This window comes from Streptomyces sp. NPDC002851, assembly GCF_053591935.1.
On sequence record NZ_JBSFUT010000004.1, the window covers coordinates 106627 to 126994 of the forward strand.

Sequence of the window (20368 nt, forward strand, 5' to 3'; positions counted from 1 at the left end):
CGGGGCGGGCGATGGGGCGCGGGTGAGACGTGCGGTGCCGAGCGTGGGTCAGTGGTACCGGCTGGCCGACGATCCGTCAATCATGCCCAAGGCTCTCGATTTCCCACGTCAGGAAGGCTTCTGACGCACTTTCGCGCCGCGGCGGTGCCCGCCTGCGGCGCGTCAGTGGCATGGACCAATGAACCCGTGAGAGGTCCTTGAGTCCGGCTCCTAGGACGGGATGCAGATCTGGCGGGTGAGCATTGCGGCTTGGACCGAGCCGGGCATTGCCAGAATGCATATGCCACTAGCAATTGCAGTCAAGGCGGCGCAGGTGAGCAGTGATGTCTTGGTCTTGGACATGGGTCTCTCTACGAATTGTTGCAATAGCGTGCGGTGGTTACCGGGGCATGATCCCCGGGGGCGGTAACTAAGCACACGCAAAGCCAAGAGAGCAAGTTGAGCAGACGCTTCCGAAATACTCTTCAGTAGGGTTTCTTTGCGCCTTCGAGTTCTGCCAGACTCGCTCGCACCGCCGTTGCCTGAGCGGCCGCTCCGATCCGGTCCGCGATACGGAGTGCCCCGGTGAGGTGGCGGGCCGCCGCGGCGTGCTCCCCGGCGCGGCGCTCGGCCTCCCCGAGACCGTGCAGGGCCTGGGACTCCTCGGTGGCGGCGCCGATGCCGCGGGCCAGTTCGAGGGCGCGTCGGTGGTGCTCGGCCGCGGGCCCGTACCGGCCTGCGGCGCACAGTGCCCCGCCCATTCCGTGGAGCGTTATCGCGGCATTCCGTAAATCACCGATCCGGCGAAAGGTCGCCAGTGAATCCCGGTACAGATCGAGCATCGTGTCCAGCTCGTCCGGTGACGTCATCGTGTCCGCGAGATTTACTTGAGTAATTGCTCGCTCGCTGGCATTTCCGGTGTCCCGGAGAATTTCGAGCGCGCGGTTCAGGAAGTCTCGGGAGGTTTTTCGATCGCCCTGCTGCTGGTGGAGATCGGAAAGGTTGTTGAGGACGCGTGCCTCTTCGTGACTGTCGCCCAGGGCGCGGAATCCGGAGAGTGCGGCGTTGAAGCGGCGGTCCGATTCCTCGTGGTTGCCCAGGAAGAGATGGAAGATTCCGAGGTTGTTCTGCGCCCGTGCGATCTGCAGCCGGTCTCCCGCGCGGACCCGCAGTGCGTATGCCCGGTTCTGATGGGCGAGGGCGTCGGTGAGCCGCCCGGTATGCCAGTTGAGGACGCCGAGCAGATGGAGCGCCTCCGCCTCCGCGCGCGGGTCCGCGAGCTCGCGGGCCGCGTCGAGCGCCCGTCCGGCCGTCGAAAGTGCCTGCTCATACCGGCTGCGCCGGGACAGTGCGGTGGCCAGGTCGAGGCGTGCGTGGATCTCTGCCTGGCGGTCACCCGTACTGCTCCAGTGGTGCACCGCGAACTCGCTCAGGTGCTGGGCCTCGGCCGAATAGCCCTCCTCGTTGAGGAATCCGGCGACTGCGTCCGCCAACAGTGCGGCTTCGCGCGGGAGATCCTCCGCGTGACAGCGGCGTGCCGCCGCAATGAGTCCGGTGCGTTCCGCCGAGAGCCACTGTTTTGCCGCCTCGGGACCGGTCCATGAGGGGATACGGGCGGTCGATCGAGGCCGGGTCAGGGCGGGCCTCGGACGGCGCGGGTAGGCCGTGCGGTCCGCCGCCGCGGAGGCCTCGACGTAGAAGTCGATCAACCGACGTACCGCCAGATCACGGGCCTCCGGCGGATCTTCGGCGATCACGAGGGAGCGGGAGTATTCGCCGAGTAGATCGTGAAACGCATATCGCTCGGGCGAGGGCTCCCGTATGAGGTGAGCGTCGAGAAGGACCTCGATAATCCGTTCCGTACGGTCCAGCGGAAGATCGGCCAGAGCGGCCGCCGCGCACAGGTCGACATCGGGGCCAAGGCGCAGGCCGAGCAGCCGGAAGACGCTCCGCTCCGCCGGGCTGAGCGCTTGGTACGAGACCTCGAACGCTCGGGCCATTTCGCGGCTTCCGTCCCGTATCTCCGCGAGCCGCCCGTCCCCTTGGGACAGGCGGCGCAGCAGGTGGGCGGTTGTCCAGGAGGGGCGGGACACCAGACGCTCGGCCGCCAACTCGATGGCGAGCGGCAACTGCCCGGAGAGCCGGACGATTTCCGTGACCTCGCCGACGCTGCGCGTGCGCTCCTGCCCGGCAAGGCTCCGGAACAGCGCGACCGCGTCCTGCCGCGGCAGCGTGTCCAGGAAGAGCGGCCGTACGCCCGGCAGACCGGTGAGCCGCCGACGGCTCGTCACGATCATCACGGACGGCGAGGAACCGGGAAGCAGCGGCCGCAACTGCTCCGCGTCGGCCACGTCGTCGAGCACGATGACGACCCGCCGGGTGCTCAGCAGCGTCCGCCACAGCGTGATCAGCTCGTCCCGGTGCTGCGGCAGGGCGGCCGCCGTCACCCCGAGCATCCGCAGCAGCGCGGCGAGCGCGGCCTTGGGGGGCAGCGGCTCCTGACCGGGGGAGTGGGCGCGCAGGTCGAGGTGGATCTGACCATCCGGGTAGTGCTCGGCAAGACGGCGGGCCGCGTGCAGGGCGAGCAGGGATTTACCCACTCCGGCCATGCCTGAGATGGCCTGGAGTGCGATCACGGTGCCGGTCGGGGCGGCCGTCGCCACGGCCGAGCGGGGTGCCGCGGCCCGAAGGAGCGCGTCCAACTCGGCCTCCCTGCCCACCAGTTCGGCGTGGCTCGGCAGGGTCCTCGGGGCCTTCGGGGTCGGGGACGTGGGGGTGAGCAACTCCCGTACGGGGGCGCCCTTCAGGATCAGCCGATGCAGCCGGGACAGGGCCTGGCCCGGCTCCGTGCCGAGGTCCGCGCGCAGCCGACGGCGGACGGTCTCGTACAGACGCAGCGCCTCCGCCTGCCGACCGCGCCCGTAGTCGGCGACGATAAGCAGCCCCGCCAGGGTCTCGTCGTACGGATGTTGCTCCAGGAGCGCGGCGATATCGGGCGCGGCCTCGGCGAAGTGCCCCCGGCGGAGCTCGATCGAGAGCCGGGTGATCCGGGCCGCCAGATGCTTCTCCGCCAGGGTGCTACGGGTACGGTCCGCCCACAGCCCCGTCAGCCCGGCGAGCGGTTCGCCGCGCCACAACTGCTCGGCGGCGGTGAGCAGTTCATGGGCCCCGCTGTCGTCGTCGGCGTCCACCCGGGCGCGGGCCCGGTCGCCGAGCTCCTGGAAACGGTGCCAGTCCACGTGCCCGGGCGGCAGGTCCAGGGTGTATGTGTGGGCCTGCTGGATCAGATGCCGGTCGAGTCCCGCGGCCCGCAGCCTCTTGCGCAGGCGGGCGGCGTACACATGCAGACTCGAACGCGGCTTGGCGGGCGGTTCGTCGTCCCACAGGCGCTGGATCAGGGCATCGAGCGGAACCGGTCGCCCGGCGTCAAGAGCGAGCGCCGCGAGCGTCAGCCGTTCCTTGGCCGAGCCAAGACGGTCGCCCCGCCCGTCGATCCGCAGCTCGACCGGCCCCAGGATCCGGATGCCCCACTCCACGAGTGCCCCCGTCCGACGCAGTGACCCGTGCTCTGGCCGACCTCAAAGCCTCCCATGAGGTCAAAATTGTTCAAATAGCTGAGCAACCTACGTACGAGTATTGGCTTGTTCTTGCGTGAAATCGCCCCAGGGGGACCGGCTGCCCGTCTGGCCGGTGGCGTACGGGGGTAGGAGGGGCTGGGGCGCGCTACGGCGAGGCGGAGGCCGGGAGCGCGATGGGGGCGAACCAGGGGGCATGCGTGGGCGGGGCGGACGGGGAACTCTCTGCGAGACAGGCTCTGGCGGCCGCGCTCCTGCGGGCCGCAGTCGAACCGGCCGCACGCGGTGAACTCCTGCGGATCGCCGAGGAGTTGGCGGAAGACGACGTCCCGACGCTGCGGCGATTACGGCTCTGGGTGGGGGACGGGACGCGGACTGCGGATGCGTACGAGGGCGAGGGCGAAGGCGAGAGCGAAGGCGCGGGCCCGGGCGCGGGAGAAGGCGAAGGCGCGGGCGGCGTAGACGCGCACGACGCGGGCGAGTTGGCCGTCGCCCTCGCCGAAGCGGCGGCACCGTATCCGCACCTTGCCGAGCGTCTGGCGGACTGGACACGGCGTACGGCGTCGGATGCGGCACCGACCACCGCCCCCGGCACCGCGCCCCGTACCGACAACCGCCTCGGCGGCGAAGCCCGGGTCGACGGCCCCGTGGTGCAGGCCGGAGCGGTCCACGGCGGCATCCACTTCCACGCGGCGACGGAAACGGGCCCCGGCGCAGCGGCACGAACGCCCGCCGTCCCGCGCCAGATCGGCGCCGGACCCGCCCACTTCACCAGCCGCGAGCCCGAACTCGCCCAGCTCGACCGCACCTGGCGCACCGCAACCGACGGCCCGGGCCTCGTCGTCATCAGCGGCCCGCCCGGCGTCGGCAAGACCGCGCTCGCCCGGCACTGGCTGCTGCGCAGGTCCGACGCCTTCCCCGACGGTCTGCTCCACGGTGACCTGCGGGGCCACTCCGCCGACGGGCCCACCCGCCCCACCGAGATCCTGGGGGCCTTCCTGCGCGCCCTCGGCCACGACAGCGTTCCGGCCGCGCTCGCCGAACAGGCGGCCCTGTGGCGGTCGGTGACCGCGGACTTACGGATCGCCGTGCTCCTCGACAACGCGCTGAGCGCCGCCCAGGTCCGCCCGCTGCTCCCGGCGGGACCCGCGTCCCTGACGGTGGTCACCAGCCGCGGGCGGCTGACCGGCCTCGGCCTGGACGGGGCGAGTTTCTACGTTCTCGACGTGCTGGAACAGGCCGACGCCGTGGAGCTGTTGCGCCGCCGCGTCGGCGAGGAGCGGATCGGCCGTGAGCCGGAGGCGGCGCTCGATGTGGTCGAGGCCTGCGGCGGGCTGCCGCTGGCCCTGTGTGTGGCGGCGGCCCATGTCGCCGCCAGGCCGCGCCGCCCGCTCGCCGCGATGGCGCGGGCCCTCGGCGGCGACGAGGGCCAGGGCGCCCTGACCGGGTTACGTCTGGACGGGCGGCCCGCGGTCGGCGGTGCCCTCGACGAGTCGTACCGCCTGCTCAGTCCCGAAGTCGCCGGTGGCTACCGCCGATTGAGCCTCGCGCCGGTTCCGGTGCTCGGCGTGGCCGTGACGGCCGCGGTCTGCGCCGTGCCCGAAGCCACCGCGGAGCGGCTGCTCGACGAACTGGCCGAGGTCAACCTCCTGGAGGAGCGCGGCACCGACCCACTGACCGGCGCGGAACAGTACGGCTTCCACGACCTGGTGCGCGCCCACGCCAAGGGCCTCGCCACGCAACACGACACCGACGAGGAGCGGGCCGCGGCGCTACGCCGGGTGGTCGACCTCTACCTGGCCACCGCCACGGCCGCCGAGGCACTCCTCACCCCCAGCCACCGCACCCTGGCCCGCGACTACGCCTCCGGCCCAGCGTGCCGGGGGTCGCGGGCCCGCGAAGACCCGCGGGCGCGGGCGGATCCACGAAGATCGGAGAGACGGGCCCCGGCCCAAGAGCCGCCGTTCACCGACCGGGACGGCGCCCTGCGGTGGCTGGACGCGGAGCGGTTCCGGCTGATGGGCGTGGTACGGGCGGCGGCGGAACAGGGGTGGCACACCGCAGTGTGGCAGCTGGTCGATGCCCTGTACCCGCTGTTCCATCGGCTCCGGCCCTATGACCTGTGGCTGGAGGCGCACGAGCTCGGGCTCGACGCGGCACGCCGGGCCGGTGACCCGGTGGCCGAGAGCCGCATGCTGACCGACGGCGGCCGGGCGCTGCGCAGCGTCGGCCGTTACCCGGAGGCCCTCGACCGGTACGGCCGCGCCCTGGAGCTGGCCCGCGCGGAGGTCGCGGCGACCGCACCGGACCGTCCGCAGGCGCTCCGCGAGGCCCGCCGCAAGGAGGCCCAGGCCCTGCACGGCCTCGCCCAGACCCACCGCCTCGCCGGTCAACTCACCGACGCCCGGGCCCACTTCGCCACCGCACTCGCACTCCGCGAACGGATCGGCCAACGGCGCGGCGCCGCCCTGACCCGGGTGTGCCTCGGCGACATCGCCCTGGAGGCCCGCCGCCCCGACGAGGCCCGCACCCACCTCGAACGCGCCCGCGCCGACCTGCTCGCCGAGGGCGACGCCCACGACGCGGCACGGGCCCTGGCGTACCTGGGCCGGGCCTCCGCCTCCGGCCCCGATGGCCCCGAACGCGCCGAGGACCTGCTGCTCCAGGCGTACGCGGAGTTCGAGGCGACGGGCTCCGTGCCGTGGCAGGGCCGCGTCCTGGAGATGCTCGGCGAGACGGCCGAGGAACGCGGCGACACGGAACGGGCCAGGGACTGGTACCGCCGGTCCCTGGCCCGCTACGAGACGATCGGCGCGCCCGATGTGCGGCGCCTGCGAGGCCGGTTGGAGGCGCGCCGAGAGACGTGAGGTCGGGCCGGGTCAGCCCACGGAGCGGCGCGCCGAAGCCAGCAGCTGGACGTACAACGCACAGGCCAGCCCCAGCAATTCGGCGTCCCCCGGCCGGTGCGAAGGCGTCGGCGACACCGCCGTCCAGGCAACGCCCGCCCGGGTCCGAGCCAGGCAACTCCCCTCCGGCCCCCGCAGCACCACGAGCACACAGCCCGGATAGCGCCGCAGTGTCCGCCGGGCCAGGCGTTCTGCCGCTACTCGCGACGGGGCGCAGCCCCCGTAGAGGATGTCGGCACACTCGCGCGCCGCCTCGTCCGCCGGGCTCTCCAGGCGGACCGCCAGCGGCTCCGGTGGCGCCCCGGTCATGCCGACACCTCGCCCGGGCCGTACTCCGACCAGGGCCGGGGCGCGGGCAGCGGGGGCAGCGTCGGGGCGTGGGCGGGCTCGCCGAGGCCGAGCAGCTGGTACATCAGGCGCCTGGCGTTGCGGGCGAAGCGGCCCGGCTCCGAGGAGATACGGCGCGCGATCCGGTCGTACGCGGCCGCCGGGTACTCGGCGTGCGCGTAGGCGAGTTGCTCGGCGAGCGGATGCGCGGCGGAGAGTGCCGGGGCGACGCGGGCGAGCTCCGCGCCCGGCGATGCGGCGTTCACATCCTGTTCGGGGAAGCGGGCGTGCAGGATGGCGGCGCGGGTCAGGGTGGCGTACAGCGTGACCGAGCCGTGGTCGCCGATCACCCAGTCCGCGGCGATCAGGAGCGGGCGCCAGTCGGCGTCGGGCGGCAGTACGGTGATGCCGTGCCGCTTGGCGGCGGCCAGCCAGGAGTGCACCTGCCAGGAGCCGTGCCCGGACCAGACGTTGGGGTGGACGAGGACCGCCACCTTGTATCCGGACTCCGGGATTTCCGCGACGAGGCGAGGCAGCAGCGCGTCGAGCCGGTTGAAGGCGGAACCCGTGCCCCAGGTCGAGCAGACGAGCAGCAGCTTCTGACCCCGCCGCAGGCCCAACGCGGACCGGAAGCGGGGGCGCCCGCCGAGACCGGCGGCGATCCGGTCGTGCGTGGCGTCACCGATCACCCGCGCGACAGGCAGGGCCTCGGGACAGTCCCGCTCGAGGGTGGCGAGCTCTTCCCGGTGCGCCAGGGCCACCGCCTTCGGGACGACCCGGCCCTGCCACGTCAGATACTGGCGCCCCATGCCGCCGACGGCGCGCGGCATGCCGGGGGTCCGGTCGTCGGAGAGACGGGACAGCTTCATGTGGCCGATGCCGTGCGGCAGTCGAAGGAGCGGTCCACGCAGCCGCTCCACGCCCTGCGACCCGGCGGCGAGCACCAGGTCGAACTCGATACGCAGCGCCTCCCGCCAGGGCAGCGCGGAGGCGCCGAGTGCGCTCAGCGTGCGTGCGGCCCCGGCGTTGAACGCGTGCGGCGCGATGGTGAAGTACACCTGGATCCGCAGGTCGGCGGCGAGCAGCGGCAGCAGATCGCGCAGCCGCTGGCCGTAGACCTCGGTGTGTACGACCACCAGGACGCGCCGGCACCCGTGCAGCGTCAGCCACTGCGGCGCCAACGCCGCCCGCGCGCGGACGGGTGGGGTGGGGCCGGAACCGGTGTCGCGTGTCATGTGAATCCCCCTGGGTGGTGTCTGAGACGTCCGACGGACGTTCCTGCGGAGGGGGTTGCCCGGTACCGGCGCAGAAAGTCTTGCCTCATCCTTGCCGGAAGCTTGCAGCGCTACCACCAGCCCGTCCGGCGGTTGAGGACGAGCGCGATCAGAGCGGGGTTTGGGGCAGAACCCCAAACCCCGCCCGTCGGGGGTTTGTGGGGGCGAGCAGCCCCCAGAGGCATCAGCGCGTGCCGACCGCCGCGCGTACGGCCCGGCGGGCCATCGCGCAGTCGTCGTGCAGCCGCCTCAACAACAGTCGCTGTTCCTCGCCGGACGGCGCAGCACCGGGTTGGGCCGAGCCCGGTGCCGCCGGGGCCGCATCGCGCATGGCGCGCTGTAAAGCCGTGTCGTACGTACGGATCTCCCTGGTCAGGACGAGCATCAGGTTCACCAGGAACGCGTCGCGCGAGGCCGGGCCCCCCGACTGGGCGAGCTTGCTGATCTCCCGCCGGGCCCCCGGGTCGTCGCCGAGTACCGCCCACAGCGTCGCCAGGTCGTACCCCGGCAGATACCAGCCCGCGTGCTCCCAGTCGACCAGGGCCGGGCCCGACGGGGACAGGAGCATGTTCTGCAACAGGGCGTCGCCGTGGCAGAACTGGCCCAGGCCGCCCGGGCCCGCGGAGTGCGCGATGCCGTGCAGGAGCTTCTGCAGGTCGCCCATGTCACGGTCGGTGAGCAGGCCGAGGTCGTGGTACCGGGAGATCCGGGTGCTGTAGTCGAGCGGCGCGTTGAACAGGCCCGCCGGTGGCCGCCAGGCGTTCAGGCGGACGATCGCGCCGAGCGCCGCGCGGATGTCGGTGCGCTGCGGGGCCTCGGCCGGGTGGCGCTGCAGCGCCGCCACCCGCCCCGGCAGACGCTCGATCACCAGCGTGCCGCCCACCGGGTCGGCGGCGATCAGGCGCGGCACCCGCACCGGCGGACGGTGGCGGACGAACGCGCGGTAAGCCGCTATTTCGCCCTTGCTGCGCTCCGACCACACAGGGGAGTGGTCCAACAGGCACTTGGCCACCGCCGTGGTCCGGCCCGTCGTCCCGACGAGCAGCACCGAGCGGCCGCTGCGGCGAAGGAGCTGCACCGGGTTGAACTCCGGGCAGATCCGCAGCACCGAGGCGATCGCGGTGCGAAGCTGCGCGCCCTGGGGGCCGGACAAGTCGAGTCTCCCGCTGAGCGGTTGGGTGCCGAGCCCCGGACCGCGCCGCGTCCGGTCGGCGCCCCGGGCCGGAGCGCCGTGCGTCCCCGGCCGGGAGGGCGCCAGATAAGGGCCGGTGTCCTGACGGGGGGCGAGCGGCCGGGGCGGAGCGGACACGGAGGACGATGCTGCGTACATGGGCGATACAGATCCCTTCGTGTGCCGACGAGTTGCGAGCGCATGCCCGACCCGGCTGCCGTTCCGCACCCTGGGGAATGCGGTCGGGCCGCCGGGTCGGGGTGGCGCATATCTACCTGACACCTACCGGGGGTTGGCACACCATCTGGCGGACCCTGGCGAACCCTGGCGAATAGTCGCTACGCATCTGACAGGGGGTTACTGTCAACTCAGCCGAGAACCTGGGGGCTTGACGTGAGCAGCGAACCCAACACCCGTCTACAGGATCTGTTCGGCCTGACCGGCTGGTCGAAGGGCGAACTCGCGAGACTGGTCAACCGGCAGGCGGCGGCCATGGGCCACCCCCAACTGGCGACCGACACCTCGCGGGTGCGGCGTTGGATCGATATGGGAGAGATCCCGCGTGATCCGGTGCCCCGGGTACTCGCCGCGCTGTTCACCGAGCGACTCGGCCGTGTCGTGACCATCGAGGACCTCGGTCTGGTCCGGCACGGGCGCGCGGGAAAACGGCAGCGCAAGGGGAGCGGGAACGGCGCCGACGCCGTCGCGAACCCCGAGGGACTGCCCTGGGCGCCCGAGCGGACGGCTGCGGTCCTCACCGAATTCACGGGAATGGACCTCATGCTCAACCGACGCGGCTTGGTGGGCGCGGGCGCCGCGCTCGCCGCAGGATCTGCACTCAGCAGCGCCATGCACGACTGGCTCCACACCGACCCGGCCCTCTCCGCCGACGCACCCCGGATCACCGACCCCCTGCACGCCGATCCTGTTGGGTTCGACCGTTACGAAGCCGCCCCCATCGGGTCGCAGGAGATCGAAGAGCTGGAGCGCTCGGTGGAAGTGTTCCGCGCCTGGGACGCCGCCCGCGGCGGCGGCCTGCAACGCAAGGCCGTGGTGGGCCAGCTGAACGAGGTGGGCGGCATGCTCGCCTACCACCACCCCGAGCATCTGCAGCGCCGCCTGTGGGGCGTCGCCGCCAACCTCGCCGTCCTCGCGGGCTGGATGTCCCACGACGTCGGCCTCGAACCCACCGCCCAGAAGTACTTCGTGATCGCCGCGCACGCGGCCCGCGAAGGCGGCGACCGGCCGCGGGCCGGCGAGGCCCTGTCCCGGGCCGCCCGTCAGATGGTGCACCTCGGCCGCCCGGACGACGCGCTCGACCTGATGAAGCTCGCCAAGTCCGGCTCCGGGGACGAAGTCCTGCCCCGTACCCAGGCGATGCTCTACACCATCGAGGCCTGGGCGCAGGCGTCCATGGGCCGCGGCCAGGCGATGCGGCGCACGCTGGGCGAGGCGGAGGAGCTGTTCGTCTCGGACAAGAGCGATGTGCCGCCGCCGAGTTGGATGCAGATGTTCGACGAGGCGGACATGCACGGCATGCAGGCCCTGGCGTACCGCACGCTCGCCGAGCACGACCCCTCCGCGTCGGCGGTCGCGCAGGGCCACGCCAAGCAGGCGCTCGCGCTCCGCAGTGGCGGCCACCAGCGTTCGCAGATCTTCGACTACATCTCGATGGCCTCGGCGTGCTTCATCGCCGACGACCCGGAGCAGGCCGACCGGTACGCCCGGCTCGCCCTGGTGTCCATGGGCGAGACCTCCTCGCACCGCACCTGGGACCGGCTGCGCGAGATGTACCGGCTCACGGCGCAGTACTCCGGCTTCCAGAAGATCGAGGACCTCCGCGAGGAGATCAAGCTCGCGCTGCCCAAGCCCGCGCCGAAGCCGAAGGGTATGCAGGCGTGAGTACGGTTTGACCGACGGCACGTGAGTACGGCCTGACTGACGGCAGTTGGGCCGGTGGTCGGCGCTGCCGTCAGTCGGTCTGCGGTTCTGTCAGCCGCCGAGCCGGGCGACGAGTACGCAGGCGTCGTCCTCACGGTCGGTCCGGTCGAACTCCTCCACGACCGAGCGGACGCAGTCCTGCGCGCTGCGTGCCTCCGTGAACCGCGGGGCCAGGGCGCGCAGGCGCGCGGTCACGGCCTCGCCGTCACGGCCCGGCACCAGGCCGTCGGTGTGCAGCAGCAGCAGATCGCCCGGCTCCAACCGCTCCTCGGCCTCTTCGTACGACGCACCCGAGGTGGCGCCGAGCAGCACACCGTCCGGTGGTGTGAGCACCCGCCCCGTCCCGTTGCGGAAAAGCAGCGGGGCGGGGTGGCCCGCCTGCGCCCACGTCAGGGTGCGGGTGTGCGGGTTGTAGCGGCAGCAGACCGCGGAGCCGAGCGCGGGCTGCACGGACGTGTCGAGCAGCTGGTTCAGCCAGCCGAGCAGCGGCCCGGGGCGCGCCCCCGCGACGGCCATGCCGCGCAGCGCGCCGAGCAGCATCGCCATGCCGGAGGTCACGGACACGCCGTGCCCGGTGAGGTCGCCGACGCTCAACAGGGACTCGCCGTCGGGCAGTTCGAGCGCGTCGTACCAGTCGCCGCCGATCAGCGCGCTGGACGAGGACGGCAGATAGTGCGCGGCCAGGTCGAGGGCGGCCGGGCCGCCCTGCGGGAACCGCAGGGAGCCGCGCCACGGCGGCAGCACGGCTTCCTGCAGCTCGACCGCAAGCCGGTGCTCGGTCTGCGCGATCTGCTCCTGGCGCTGTAGCGAGTCACGGGTCTCGCGCACCGCCAGCTGGCTTCGGCGCAGTTCGCTGACATCCCGCAGGACCGCCCACATCGAGGCGGTGCAGCCGTCGGCGTCGAGCACGGGCTCGCCCATCATGTGCACCGTGCGCTCGCTCCCGTCGGGGCGCATGATGCGGAACTCGCCGTCGATGGGCCGCCCGTCGACCAGGCAGTCGGTCACCATCGCGGTGAGTAAAGGACGGTCGTCCTCGTGGACGAGGGCGGGCAGTTCGTCCAGGGTGAGCGGGGGCAGCCCCGGGGCCCTGGCGAATATCTGGTAGAGCTCGCCGGACCAGGTGACCTCGTCGGTCAGGAGGTTCCACTCGGCGCTGCCGACCCGGCTGAGCAGCGAGCCCCGCGAAGCGGCGGCGCCGTCACCGCGCGGGCGCTGAGGGCCGGGGACCGGGCGGAGACCGGGGCCGTCGCCGTGTCCGAACTCCAGGGCACGGGAGGAGGTTTGGTCGTACGCCGTGTCGTCCTCGGGGTCGTCCGCGTCGTCCTGCGGCAGGCCGTCGCGGAGTTGGCCGAGGTGCGCGTTCAGATCGTCCAGCTGGTGCAGTGCCAGCTGGTACAGGGCGCGCTGCCAGCGGTCCCGTGGGTCGGCGTCGTCGTCCGCGACGGTGTCACGGCGCACCGCGTCGAGGCCGCCGCGCAGGCGGCGCGTCTGCGTGATGAGCGCGTCGACCGGACCGCGCTCGGGCGGTCGGTCGGCGGGGCGGTCCGCGAAACGAGGGGACGGCATGACGTACTCCGATACAGGCGCGGCACGACCAAGACTGACGGAAGGACCGGTTATGACTGTCGCACAGGCGACGACGCTCTGTAAGGGGTTTGGCGACACCCGATCCGGTGGTGCTCATGGCATATGCTGCCGGACTCGGCTGAATTTGGCCTGAATTCACCTCTGGGTAAGGTGAGTTGGGCCGCGAAAGCGATACTTCCCCTGCTTTCCCCCGGCCCTTCGACGGCTCCGACGGCCCCGGCGGCCCCAGGTCCCGGGAGTGCGTGCTAGAGCGGCAGCGCGCAGACCGCGGCGGGCGCGGCGAACGGCGCACCCGCGGGCCGGAGTCGGCCGTCGCGCGCGTCCACGCGGAACACGGTCACCGTGCCCGACTTCTGGTTGGCGGCGAACAGTAGCGCCCCGTCGGGAGAAAGGGCCAGGTGACGCGGGAAATCGCCGCCCACGGGGACGGTGTCGAGGAGCCGGAGCCGGGCGCCGCCGGACTCGACGGCGAACCGCGAGACGCTGTTGTGGCCGCGGTTGGCGAGGTACGCGAACGCGCCGTCGGGCGTCACCGCGAACTGCGCGGGGAAGCTGGTGCCCCGCCCCGTACCGGTGGGCTGGGGTTCACCCGGTGTGATCCGGCCAGTGCCTGGGGCATAGGCACAGACGACGACCGTGTTGTCCAGTTCGTTGGCCAGATACGCGTACCGGCCCGAGGGATGGAACGTGAGATGCCGCGGCCCGGCGCCGGGCCGCACGGTGGCGTGCGAGACCCGGCGCAGCGTTCCGGCCTTCGGGTCGAGCCGGTAGCTGTAGACCGTGTCCGTGCCGAGGTCCACGGCGAGCAGATGCCGTCCGTCGGGCGCCGCGGCGAACTGGTGCGCGTGCGGGCCGTCCTGGCCCGGCCCGGGCGGCGGCGCGGAGTGGGTGACGAGGTCGGTGCGCTCCCCGAGGGCGCCGGACCGCTCGATGGGGTGCACGGCGACACTGCCGGAGGCGTAGTGGGCGCTCAGCAGCCAGCGCCCACCGGGATGCACGGACAGATGGCAGGGCCCCGCGCCCCCGCTGTCCCGGTCGCCGAGCACCCGGTGCCGCCCGTCCGGCCCGAGCCGGATGGCGGTCACCCGGCCCTGCTCCTGCTCGTTCACGGTGTACAGGGTGTGCCCCGAGGGGTGCAGGGCGAGATAGGACGGGTCGGGCACGCCGGTCACGGTCGGCCCACCCGTGATCTTCCCGGTGGCGCTGTCGTACGTGGCGAGAGCGATGCCCTTGCCCGGCCCGCTGTCCCCGTCGCCGTCCCCGCCCCCGCTCGCGGCCGTGGTGTACGTGCCGATCAGCAGCGGCCGCGGCCCGCGCCGCCGCCGCTTCATGCTCCGGGAGGAGCCCTCACCCGTACGGCCCGCCGCGCCGCCGCCCTCGGTCGCGGTGCCGCTCTCGCCGGACGGTTCCTGCGCGCCGCCGCACGCGGACAGCGAGGTCAGGGCCCCGGCTCCGGCGATCGCCGCGAGGAAACGGCGCCGCCCGAGGCGGTGTGGGGGCGGTACGTCGTCGTGCATGCGGCCACCCTGACCGCTGGGCCCTTGACGGGGCAAGCCGGGGATCGGGGGCGGGGTCGAGGGTGTCGGGTACGCGGAGATATGCGGTGTGCGGCGAGCGATAGGCGGGTACGGCTCCCGTGTCCCGCTCCGGTCGCGGCGTCCCGTGGCGTGCCACATGGGGCCTGTTGTGCTGAGCTGGACTGTGCCGTGTTGAGAGGAACGCTATGCGCAAAGTGCTCGCCGTCGCCGTTGCCGCCGTAGTCAGTGCTGTGGTGACCGCGGCGGCGGCCCCTGTCCCGGGCGCGCCTCGGTCGGCCCGGGACGTACCCGCGGTGCCGCTGGAGGTGACCGGCGGGACCACGGAGTTCACTCTGACGGAGTCGGCGCGCACGGAACTTTCCGCGCACGGTATCCGCGTGGACCCCGTCACACCGGCCCAGCCCCTCCGGTCCGGCGACGGCGTCTCCCTCACCGTGACCACCGGCTCGCTCACGCCCATGCCGTTCGACGGGACGCTCACCTACGACAGCGGCGGCCTGCGCTTCATCGACGACGACGGCCGCAAGATCGAGTTCACCGAGAGTCGCGCCGACCTGAAGGACGGCACCGCCTCCGCCGTGCTCAATGGAGCCGCCACGCGCATCCCGCTCGGCACGTACACCATCGACCCGGCGAAGGTATGGATCGACTCGGCGACGAATGCGGCCTTCGTCGGCTCCGACATCAAGCTGAGCGTCGAGGCGGCCACGGCGGTCAACGAGACATTCGGCCAGCGGATCTTCGAGCCCGGCGACGCCGTGTTCGGCCACAAGAGCGCGCTGATCACCGCGAGAATCGCGCGCTGACGACCAGTGGCAAGGGGATGCGCCGGAGTCAGGCGGCCACCGCCGCCGCGGTGTGCGTGTCCCCGGTCGCGTGGACGGGGTCGGTCGCGGGGTCCGGGTGGGTCCGGTGGACCGCGAGGCCCGTGCGGTCCGGCTCGATGGCGGGGTGCAGCACCAGGTCCTTGTCGTAGTCGCCGCCCGTCTCGGTCCGGAAGGGCAGCGGCTCGGCGGTGCCGAGGGTGGCGAGGCGCTCCCGGAGTGCGGCCGCGTTCCGGGCGAGGCCGTCCGGAGTCATCCGGTCCGCCCCGTATACGGCGAAGGGGGCGAGCGGGGCCATCCCCGTGTACCAGAACGTGCCGTGAAGCAGCGGGAACAGCACCTCGTCCAGATGGCCGTGGATGCCCCGCGGCCCGAAGCTCGACTCGCGCGCCCCGACCGATGTGACGATCAGCGCCCGCTTCCCGGCCAGGCCCCCGTCGCCGTACCGAAGGGTCGTACCGTGCTCGTCCTGGAGCCCGAAGGCGAAGCCCTGCACCAGGACCCGGTCGAACCAGCCCTTCAGGATCGCGGGCGGCCCGAACCACCAGAGCGGGAACTGGAACACCAGCACGTCCGCCCAGGCGATCTTCTCCTGCTCGGCCCGGATGTCGGCGCTCAACGTGCCCGCCCCGAAGGCCTGTTCCTGCTCCGCGCCGACGTAAAGCCGCTCGCGCGGTGTCGCCTCGTCGTACGCGAAGTCGGTGCCGTCGACCACGGCCTTCCAGCCCATGGCGTACAGGTCGGACACCTGGTGCTCGTGGCCGAGCTCGTCGAGGGTCCGCAGGCCCTCGGTGAGCAGCGAACCGTTGAGGGAGCGGCGGTCGGGGTGCGCGAAGATCCACAGAATTCTCATGCCTTTGATGCTGCTCGCCGGGCGACCGAGCGACCACTGGCCGGATAGCCAGCTTTCGTAAGCATCTGGCCAAGCATTTGGTCAAGCATCTGACCAACGGCAACCGATCACCAGGCCCGCGACCCTGGCCCCGCCCGGCGGCTACTGTGGCGGCATGTTCACGTCCCGGGGCCCTACGCTGCGCGAACTGGCCGTCCAGGCACTCTCCTCCGTCCAGCGCGGCTACGACCTGCTCGCGCCGAAGTTCGACCGGACGCCGTTCCGTACCCCCGACCGCTTCCTCGACGCGACCGCCCGGGCGCTCGAGGACCTGGGCCCGTTCGACGCCGGGCTCGACCTCTGCTGCGGCACCGGGGCCGGGGTGGAGATGCTGTGGCCGCTGTGCCGGGAGCGGGTCACGGGTGTCGACTTCAGTGCGGGCATGCTGGCTCAGGCACGCGCGGCGGTACCTTCGGCGGTACGGGATGCCGGGCGGCCGGAGGGGAAGGGGCCCCGGGTCGATTGGGTCAGGGCCGATGCCCGCGCGTTGCCGTTCGACTCCGCGTACGACCTGACCGTCAGCTTCGGCGCGTTCGGGCACTTTCTGCCCGCCGAGCGGCCCGCGGTGTTCGCCGGGGTGCACCGCGCGCTGCGCCCCGGAGGCCTGTTCGCCTTTCCGCTGGGGGCGCCCACGCCGCCGAACTCCCTTCTGTTCTGGGCGCTGTTGGGCTTCGACGGGGTCATGCGGGTGCGGAACCTGCTGTGGCGGCCGCCGTTCGTGATGTACTACCGGACCTTCCGGCTCGGCCCGGTCCGGGCCGACCTGGAGCGGGCCGGGTTCACGGTACGGCTGCACCCACTGGAGGAGTTCGGCCGGCTGCCCGACGGCAGCCCGAAGTGCCGCCTGGTGGCGGCCTGGAAACGCTGACCTGCTGACGGACCCGTTATGGGGCCGACCTGTTGTGAGGCCGACCCGTTATGGGATGGGGCCGTTATGGGCCCGTGAGCTGCGTCGCGAACACTTGGCTCCATGCCACGACGCCGCCCCCGTCCCAGCCCGCACCCCAGCCCTCGCCCCGGTACCGCCACCGCAGCGGCCGCCCTGCTCTGCGCGGCCGCGCTGCTCGCCACCGGTTGCAGCGCCACCGGAGGCGCCAAGGGGAACGCGAACGGGGACAGCAGCGGCGGTACCGACGGCGCGCAGCCCACATCGTCGTCGGCACCCGCGGGCGAGCGGGACGGCGGCGCGGTGAACCGGGACGACTTCAACGGCGATGGGCACGCCGACGCGTTCGTCAACGGCTGGTACCGGCAGCCGAAGGTGGGCGGCGACTGGCACAACAACCGCTTCGTCGCCCCGGCCGCACGTGGCGGCCTCGAACCGTCCCGCGCCCTGCGCCTCGCCGAGCGCTACGCCCCGCCGGACCCACGGGTCGACAGCTCCCCGATCTCGTACGACCGGTCGAAGCAGTTCACCGGCGACCTCGACGACGACGGGTACGCCGACGTCCTGGTCCACAACGAACTCAGCGACCCGGACGGCAAGTCCAGGCGGGACCAGCGCATCGTCTGGGGCGGCGCGGACGGCCCCGCGGGCGTCACGAAGCTCCCCGCCGGACTCGACCCGGTCACCGGCATCGGCGACTTCGACGGCGACGGCGCCCTCGACCTGCTCACCCTCGGCGCCCCCGGCAGCGGCTACGAGCGGGAGCCGCAGCTAGGGGGTGTCTCCCCGATCCATGCGGGCCCGCGACGCCTGGCACGGCACCTCGCCGCACGGCCGAATCACCCACGTACGCCCAGTACGAGGGCGATCCGGCCGGACGCCGATGCACCGCACCAACTGCATCCATCAGCCGCTCCGCGGCGGGCGCGGGCTGATCCGCAAAGATCGGAGAGACACCCCCTCGCCACCGTCCGCTTCGGACCGCTGGGCCGGGACCGCGGCACGCCGCGCACCACGGCGGAGCTCGATGTCGGGTACGACGGGTGGGCGTCGATCGCCACGACGCAGGTCGGCGACTTCGACGGGGACGGCCGGGACGACCTGGTGACCCGGGCGTCGTACGACGAGGAGGACGTGCGCTTCGAGGAGGACATGCCGCAGGACGTCCTCGACGCCACCTGCTACCGGGGCACCGCCAAGGGCCTCACGCCCGCCGGGGCGGTGCCCGGCATCACCGGTGCGTCGCCCGGTGGCGCGGACGGCGCCGACCCGCTTGCCGTCGGGGACTTCGACGGCGACGGCCGGGCCGATCTCCTGGCCCGCCGCGTGGACGGCGAGGGCGTCGCGGTGTACGGCAGCGCGCGCGGCCCCGGCCACGGACGCGCCGCCACCGGCGTCGACGGGATCGGGACCTCACCCGACGTCGCCGTGGGGGACGCCAACGGCGACGGCCGCGACGACGCCGCCGTCCTGTCCCGGGGCAAGGACCGCCGGGTCGGCCGGGTCGCGGTGCTGCTCGCGGGCGAGGGCGGCCTCGGCGCCGGGCGTACGGTGACGATCGACCGGTACGCCATCGGACTCGGCGGCAAGCCGCAACACGGCGGGGACCGGGACTTCTTCGGCTGGGACCTGTACTTCGCGGACCTGGACACGGACGGCCGCGACGAGCTGCTTATCGGCACGTTCGGCTTCAACAAGCCCCGCAAGGACGCCGGTTACTGGATCCTGCGCGGCACGAAGAGCGGCCCGTCCACCACGGACCGCCACTTCGTGCCGACGAAGGACTTCGGCGGCAGCTGAGCAGCCACACACGTCAAACGCCTCAGACCCGCTCCCGTTCCCCCTCGGCGGCCGCCTCCCGCCGGAACCGAGCCACGATCGCGGAGCTGTGCAGGGCCTGCGAAATCCGCTGGAGATCCGCGGTCTTGGCCGTGCGGGAGTAGGTCAAGGCGCCGGAGAAGGCATCGGGACGCGCATCGGGACCGGCATCGGGACAGGCACCGGGGAAGGCATCGGGACCGCGGTGCGCCGCCATCGCCGTCCCGTCCCGCAGCCCCCGGCGCTCGGTCTGCACCGCCGCGGCGATCATCGCGGCCGAGCCCACGATGGCGGCGGCCTGCTCGGACTGGCCCGCGCAGCGCGCCGCCGCGCTCGCCTCGGTCCGGATCCGGTCGTCCAGATACGGGCCGAGGCGCAGCAGCCCGTCGTGGATGGCGGTCTTGCGCCGCATCACGCGCAGCGTCATGGAGGCCCAGGGGGCGAGCGACACCTGGTGCGGCCGTACCTGGGGCGGGGAGTTCAACTCCCGCAGCATGGGCCCGAGTCGGCGGTAGGCGCGCCCGTCCGTCCAGGCGCGGGCGCACCGCGGGCCGACCATCGGCAGCAGGAAGCCCGCGGTGCACAGCGGTGCGCCCACGGCGGCGAGCAGTGGCCCGACCGAGGTGCTGAGCACGTCCCAGTCGGTACCGGTCCAGCGGGCGCCGACCGCGACGAGCTTGCAGACGGCGTTGCCGAGCACGATGGTGAAGGCGCAGATCAGCAGGGCCATCCCGCCCTTCACCCAGGACCGCACCCGCCGCGACCAGCGCCAGCACAGCACGCTCACGCCCACGCAGGACGCCCCGTACGCCACCAGGTACAGCAGGATCATTTCCCGTACGAAGGGCGTGGTGGCGTAGTACGTGTCGAAGTCCCGCAGCCGCTCCACCGGCGCCTCGCCGAGGAAGAAGAGCACGAAGAGGGCGACCGAGACGGCCGCGAAGCCGAGCGCGCACCACCGGGTCACCCGGCGCACGGTGTGCGGGTCGCCGCTGTGCCAGCAGATCAGGAGCACCCAGCAGGAGGCGCTGAGCGCGGTGACGATCGAATACGTCAGCGGGGCGGCCAGATTGGGCACGCCCGACGCGGCGTTGACGGCCTGGATGGTGGGTGGCGCGGCGAAGGTGAACACCATGGCGTCGAGGAAGATCAGCAGGCACAGGGACCAGAGGAGCGGATCGCGCGGGCGCCGGACCAGCGCGGGCAACTTGAGGGCGAGGGCCACTCCCAGGACGATCGCCGGTATGTAGTAGTCGGTGGATCGCACGCCGTCGTTCTCCCGGTCCGCTGAGTACGCTCCGACGATCTCTCAATCCGTACGGCTTGGCCAGGGCGGCCGCGGAGCACCGGACGCTCAGGGTCCCGCACCGGACCCGACCCACCCGGCCCTGGCCGAAATCAGCCGTTCCACCGCGCACGGGCGGCCCCGGACGACGGCTGATTCCGCCCCCCGAACCTGCCGAACTCGCCACGGCACACGGCGGATTGCCGACGGGTCAGGACAGGGCCCGAGGCGCCATGGCCCGCATATTCGGCGCGAACCCGCCCCACTCCGGCCCGAAAAAGAGAACCCGAACACTCAACGCGACGATTACAGAGAGTAGTTGAATCGCGCTCCTTGTCAAGGGGTCGAGGGGTGGTACACAT

At 72.5% G+C, this 20368-nt stretch carries 13 protein-coding genes; 5 read left to right on the forward strand and 8 right to left on the reverse strand.

Annotated elements, in window-relative coordinates; translation table 11 throughout:
- Positions 1-464 precede the first annotated feature (464 nt).
- Positions 465-3515 (reverse strand): tetratricopeptide repeat protein, encoded by a 3051-nt coding sequence (locus ACWD10_RS05840; RefSeq protein WP_451087424.1) that lies wholly within the window; start codon positions 3513-3515, stop codon positions 465-467.
- Positions 3516-3754: 239 nt separating this feature from the next.
- On the opposite strand from ACWD10_RS05840, the gene ACWD10_RS05845 reads away from it, so the two are divergent.
- Positions 3755-6421, forward strand: coding sequence for an ATP-binding protein (locus ACWD10_RS05845; protein ID WP_451087426.1), 2667 nt, complete (start codon positions 3755-3757; stop codon positions 6419-6421).
- Positions 6422-6433: 12 nt separating this feature from the next.
- Here the strand turns inward: ACWD10_RS05845 and ACWD10_RS05850 are convergent, their stop codons facing one another.
- From ACWD10_RS05850 to ACWD10_RS05860, 3 genes are all read right to left on the reverse strand, one after another.
- The gene (locus ACWD10_RS05850) at positions 6434-6769 is read right to left on the reverse strand and encodes a hypothetical protein (protein WP_451087428.1); all 336 of its coding nucleotides are present in this window, start codon (positions 6767-6769) and stop codon (positions 6434-6436) included.
- Positions 6766-8022 (reverse strand): hypothetical protein, encoded by a 1257-nt coding sequence (locus ACWD10_RS05855; RefSeq protein ID WP_451087430.1) that lies wholly within the window; start codon positions 8020-8022, stop codon positions 6766-6768. Before ACWD10_RS05855 ends, ACWD10_RS05850 begins: the two co-directional genes overlap by 4 nt.
- A 223-nt stretch (positions 8023-8245) precedes the next feature.
- A complete protein-coding gene (locus ACWD10_RS05860; RefSeq protein ID WP_451087432.1) occupies positions 8246-9391 on the reverse strand; it encodes an aminoglycoside phosphotransferase family protein in 1146 nt (381 codons plus the stop codon).
- A 234-nt stretch (positions 9392-9625) separates the two neighbouring features.
- On the opposite strand from ACWD10_RS05860, the gene ACWD10_RS05865 reads away from it, so the two are divergent.
- Positions 9626-11134: a DNA-binding protein NsdB gene (locus ACWD10_RS05865; RefSeq protein ID WP_451087434.1), complete on the forward strand. Its 1509-nt coding sequence runs from the start codon at positions 9626-9628 to the stop codon at positions 11132-11134.
- Positions 11135-11224: 90 nt separating this feature from the next.
- On the opposite strand, the gene ACWD10_RS05870 is transcribed toward ACWD10_RS05865, so the two are convergent.
- Both ACWD10_RS05870 and ACWD10_RS05875 read right to left on the reverse strand, forming a co-directional pair.
- Complete coding sequence (locus ACWD10_RS05870; RefSeq protein WP_451087436.1) at positions 11225-12742, reverse strand: PP2C family protein-serine/threonine phosphatase; 1518 nt, start codon at positions 12740-12742, stop codon at positions 11225-11227.
- 266 nt (positions 12743-13008) lie between these two features.
- Entirely contained in the window at positions 13009-14280 is a 1272-nt protein-coding gene (locus ACWD10_RS05875; protein ID WP_451087438.1) for a lactonase family protein, read from the reverse strand.
- Between the two features lie 206 nt (positions 14281-14486).
- Between ACWD10_RS05875 and ACWD10_RS05880 the strand changes: the two genes are divergently transcribed.
- Positions 14487-15107, forward strand: coding sequence for a hypothetical protein (locus ACWD10_RS05880; RefSeq protein ID WP_451087440.1), 621 nt, complete (start codon positions 14487-14489; stop codon positions 15105-15107).
- A gap of 28 nt (positions 15108-15135) precedes the next feature.
- On the opposite strand, the gene ACWD10_RS05885 is transcribed toward ACWD10_RS05880, so the two are convergent.
- Complete coding sequence (locus tag ACWD10_RS05885; RefSeq protein ID WP_451087442.1) at positions 15136-15978, reverse strand: NAD(P)H-dependent oxidoreductase; 843 nt, start codon at positions 15976-15978, stop codon at positions 15136-15138.
- 154 nt (positions 15979-16132) lie between these two features.
- Between ACWD10_RS05885 and ACWD10_RS05890 the strand changes: the two genes are divergently transcribed.
- Both ACWD10_RS05890 and ACWD10_RS05895 read left to right on the forward strand, forming a co-directional pair.
- Positions 16133-16885 (forward strand): class I SAM-dependent methyltransferase, encoded by a 753-nt coding sequence (locus tag ACWD10_RS05890; RefSeq protein ID WP_451087444.1) that lies wholly within the window; start codon positions 16133-16135, stop codon positions 16883-16885.
- Between the two features lie 102 nt (positions 16886-16987).
- Entirely contained in the window at positions 16988-18703 is a 1716-nt protein-coding gene (locus ACWD10_RS05895) for an FG-GAP repeat domain-containing protein (protein ID WP_451087446.1), read from the forward strand.
- A 22-nt stretch (positions 18704-18725) separates the two neighbouring features.
- On the opposite strand, the gene ACWD10_RS05900 is transcribed toward ACWD10_RS05895, so the two are convergent.
- Entirely contained in the window at positions 18726-19988 is a 1263-nt protein-coding gene (locus ACWD10_RS05900) for an MAB_1171c family putative transporter (protein ID WP_451087448.1), read from the reverse strand.
- Positions 19989-20368 lie beyond the last annotated feature (380 nt).

Excerpts from the sequence above, each read along its gene's own strand:
- ACWD10_RS05850 (WP_451087428.1), bottom strand. The coding sequence starts at position 6,769 with ATGACCGGGGCGCCACCGGAGCCGCTGGCGGTCCGCCTGGAGAGCCCG.
- ACWD10_RS05855 (WP_451087430.1), bottom strand. The coding sequence starts at position 8,022 with ATGACACGCGACACCGGTTCCGGCCCCACCCCACCCGTCCGCGCGCGG.
- ACWD10_RS05860 (WP_451087432.1), bottom strand. The coding sequence starts at position 9,391 with ATGTACGCAGCATCGTCCTCCGTGTCCGCTCCGCCCCGGCCGCTCGCC.
- ACWD10_RS05870 (WP_451087436.1), bottom strand. The coding sequence starts at position 12,742 with ATGCCGTCCCCTCGTTTCGCGGACCGCCCCGCCGACCGACCGCCCGAG.
- ACWD10_RS05875 (WP_451087438.1), bottom strand. The coding sequence starts at position 14,280 with ATGCACGACGACGTACCGCCCCCACACCGCCTCGGGCGGCGCCGTTTC.
- ACWD10_RS05880 (WP_451087440.1), top strand. The coding sequence starts at position 14,487 with ATGCGCAAAGTGCTCGCCGTCGCCGTTGCCGCCGTAGTCAGTGCTGTG.
- ACWD10_RS05885 (WP_451087442.1), bottom strand. The coding sequence starts at position 15,978 with ATGAGAATTCTGTGGATCTTCGCGCACCCCGACCGCCGCTCCCTCAAC.
- ACWD10_RS05890 (WP_451087444.1), top strand. The coding sequence starts at position 16,133 with ATGTTCACGTCCCGGGGCCCTACGCTGCGCGAACTGGCCGTCCAGGCA.
- ACWD10_RS05895 (WP_451087446.1), top strand. The coding sequence starts at position 16,988 with ATGCCACGACGCCGCCCCCGTCCCAGCCCGCACCCCAGCCCTCGCCCC.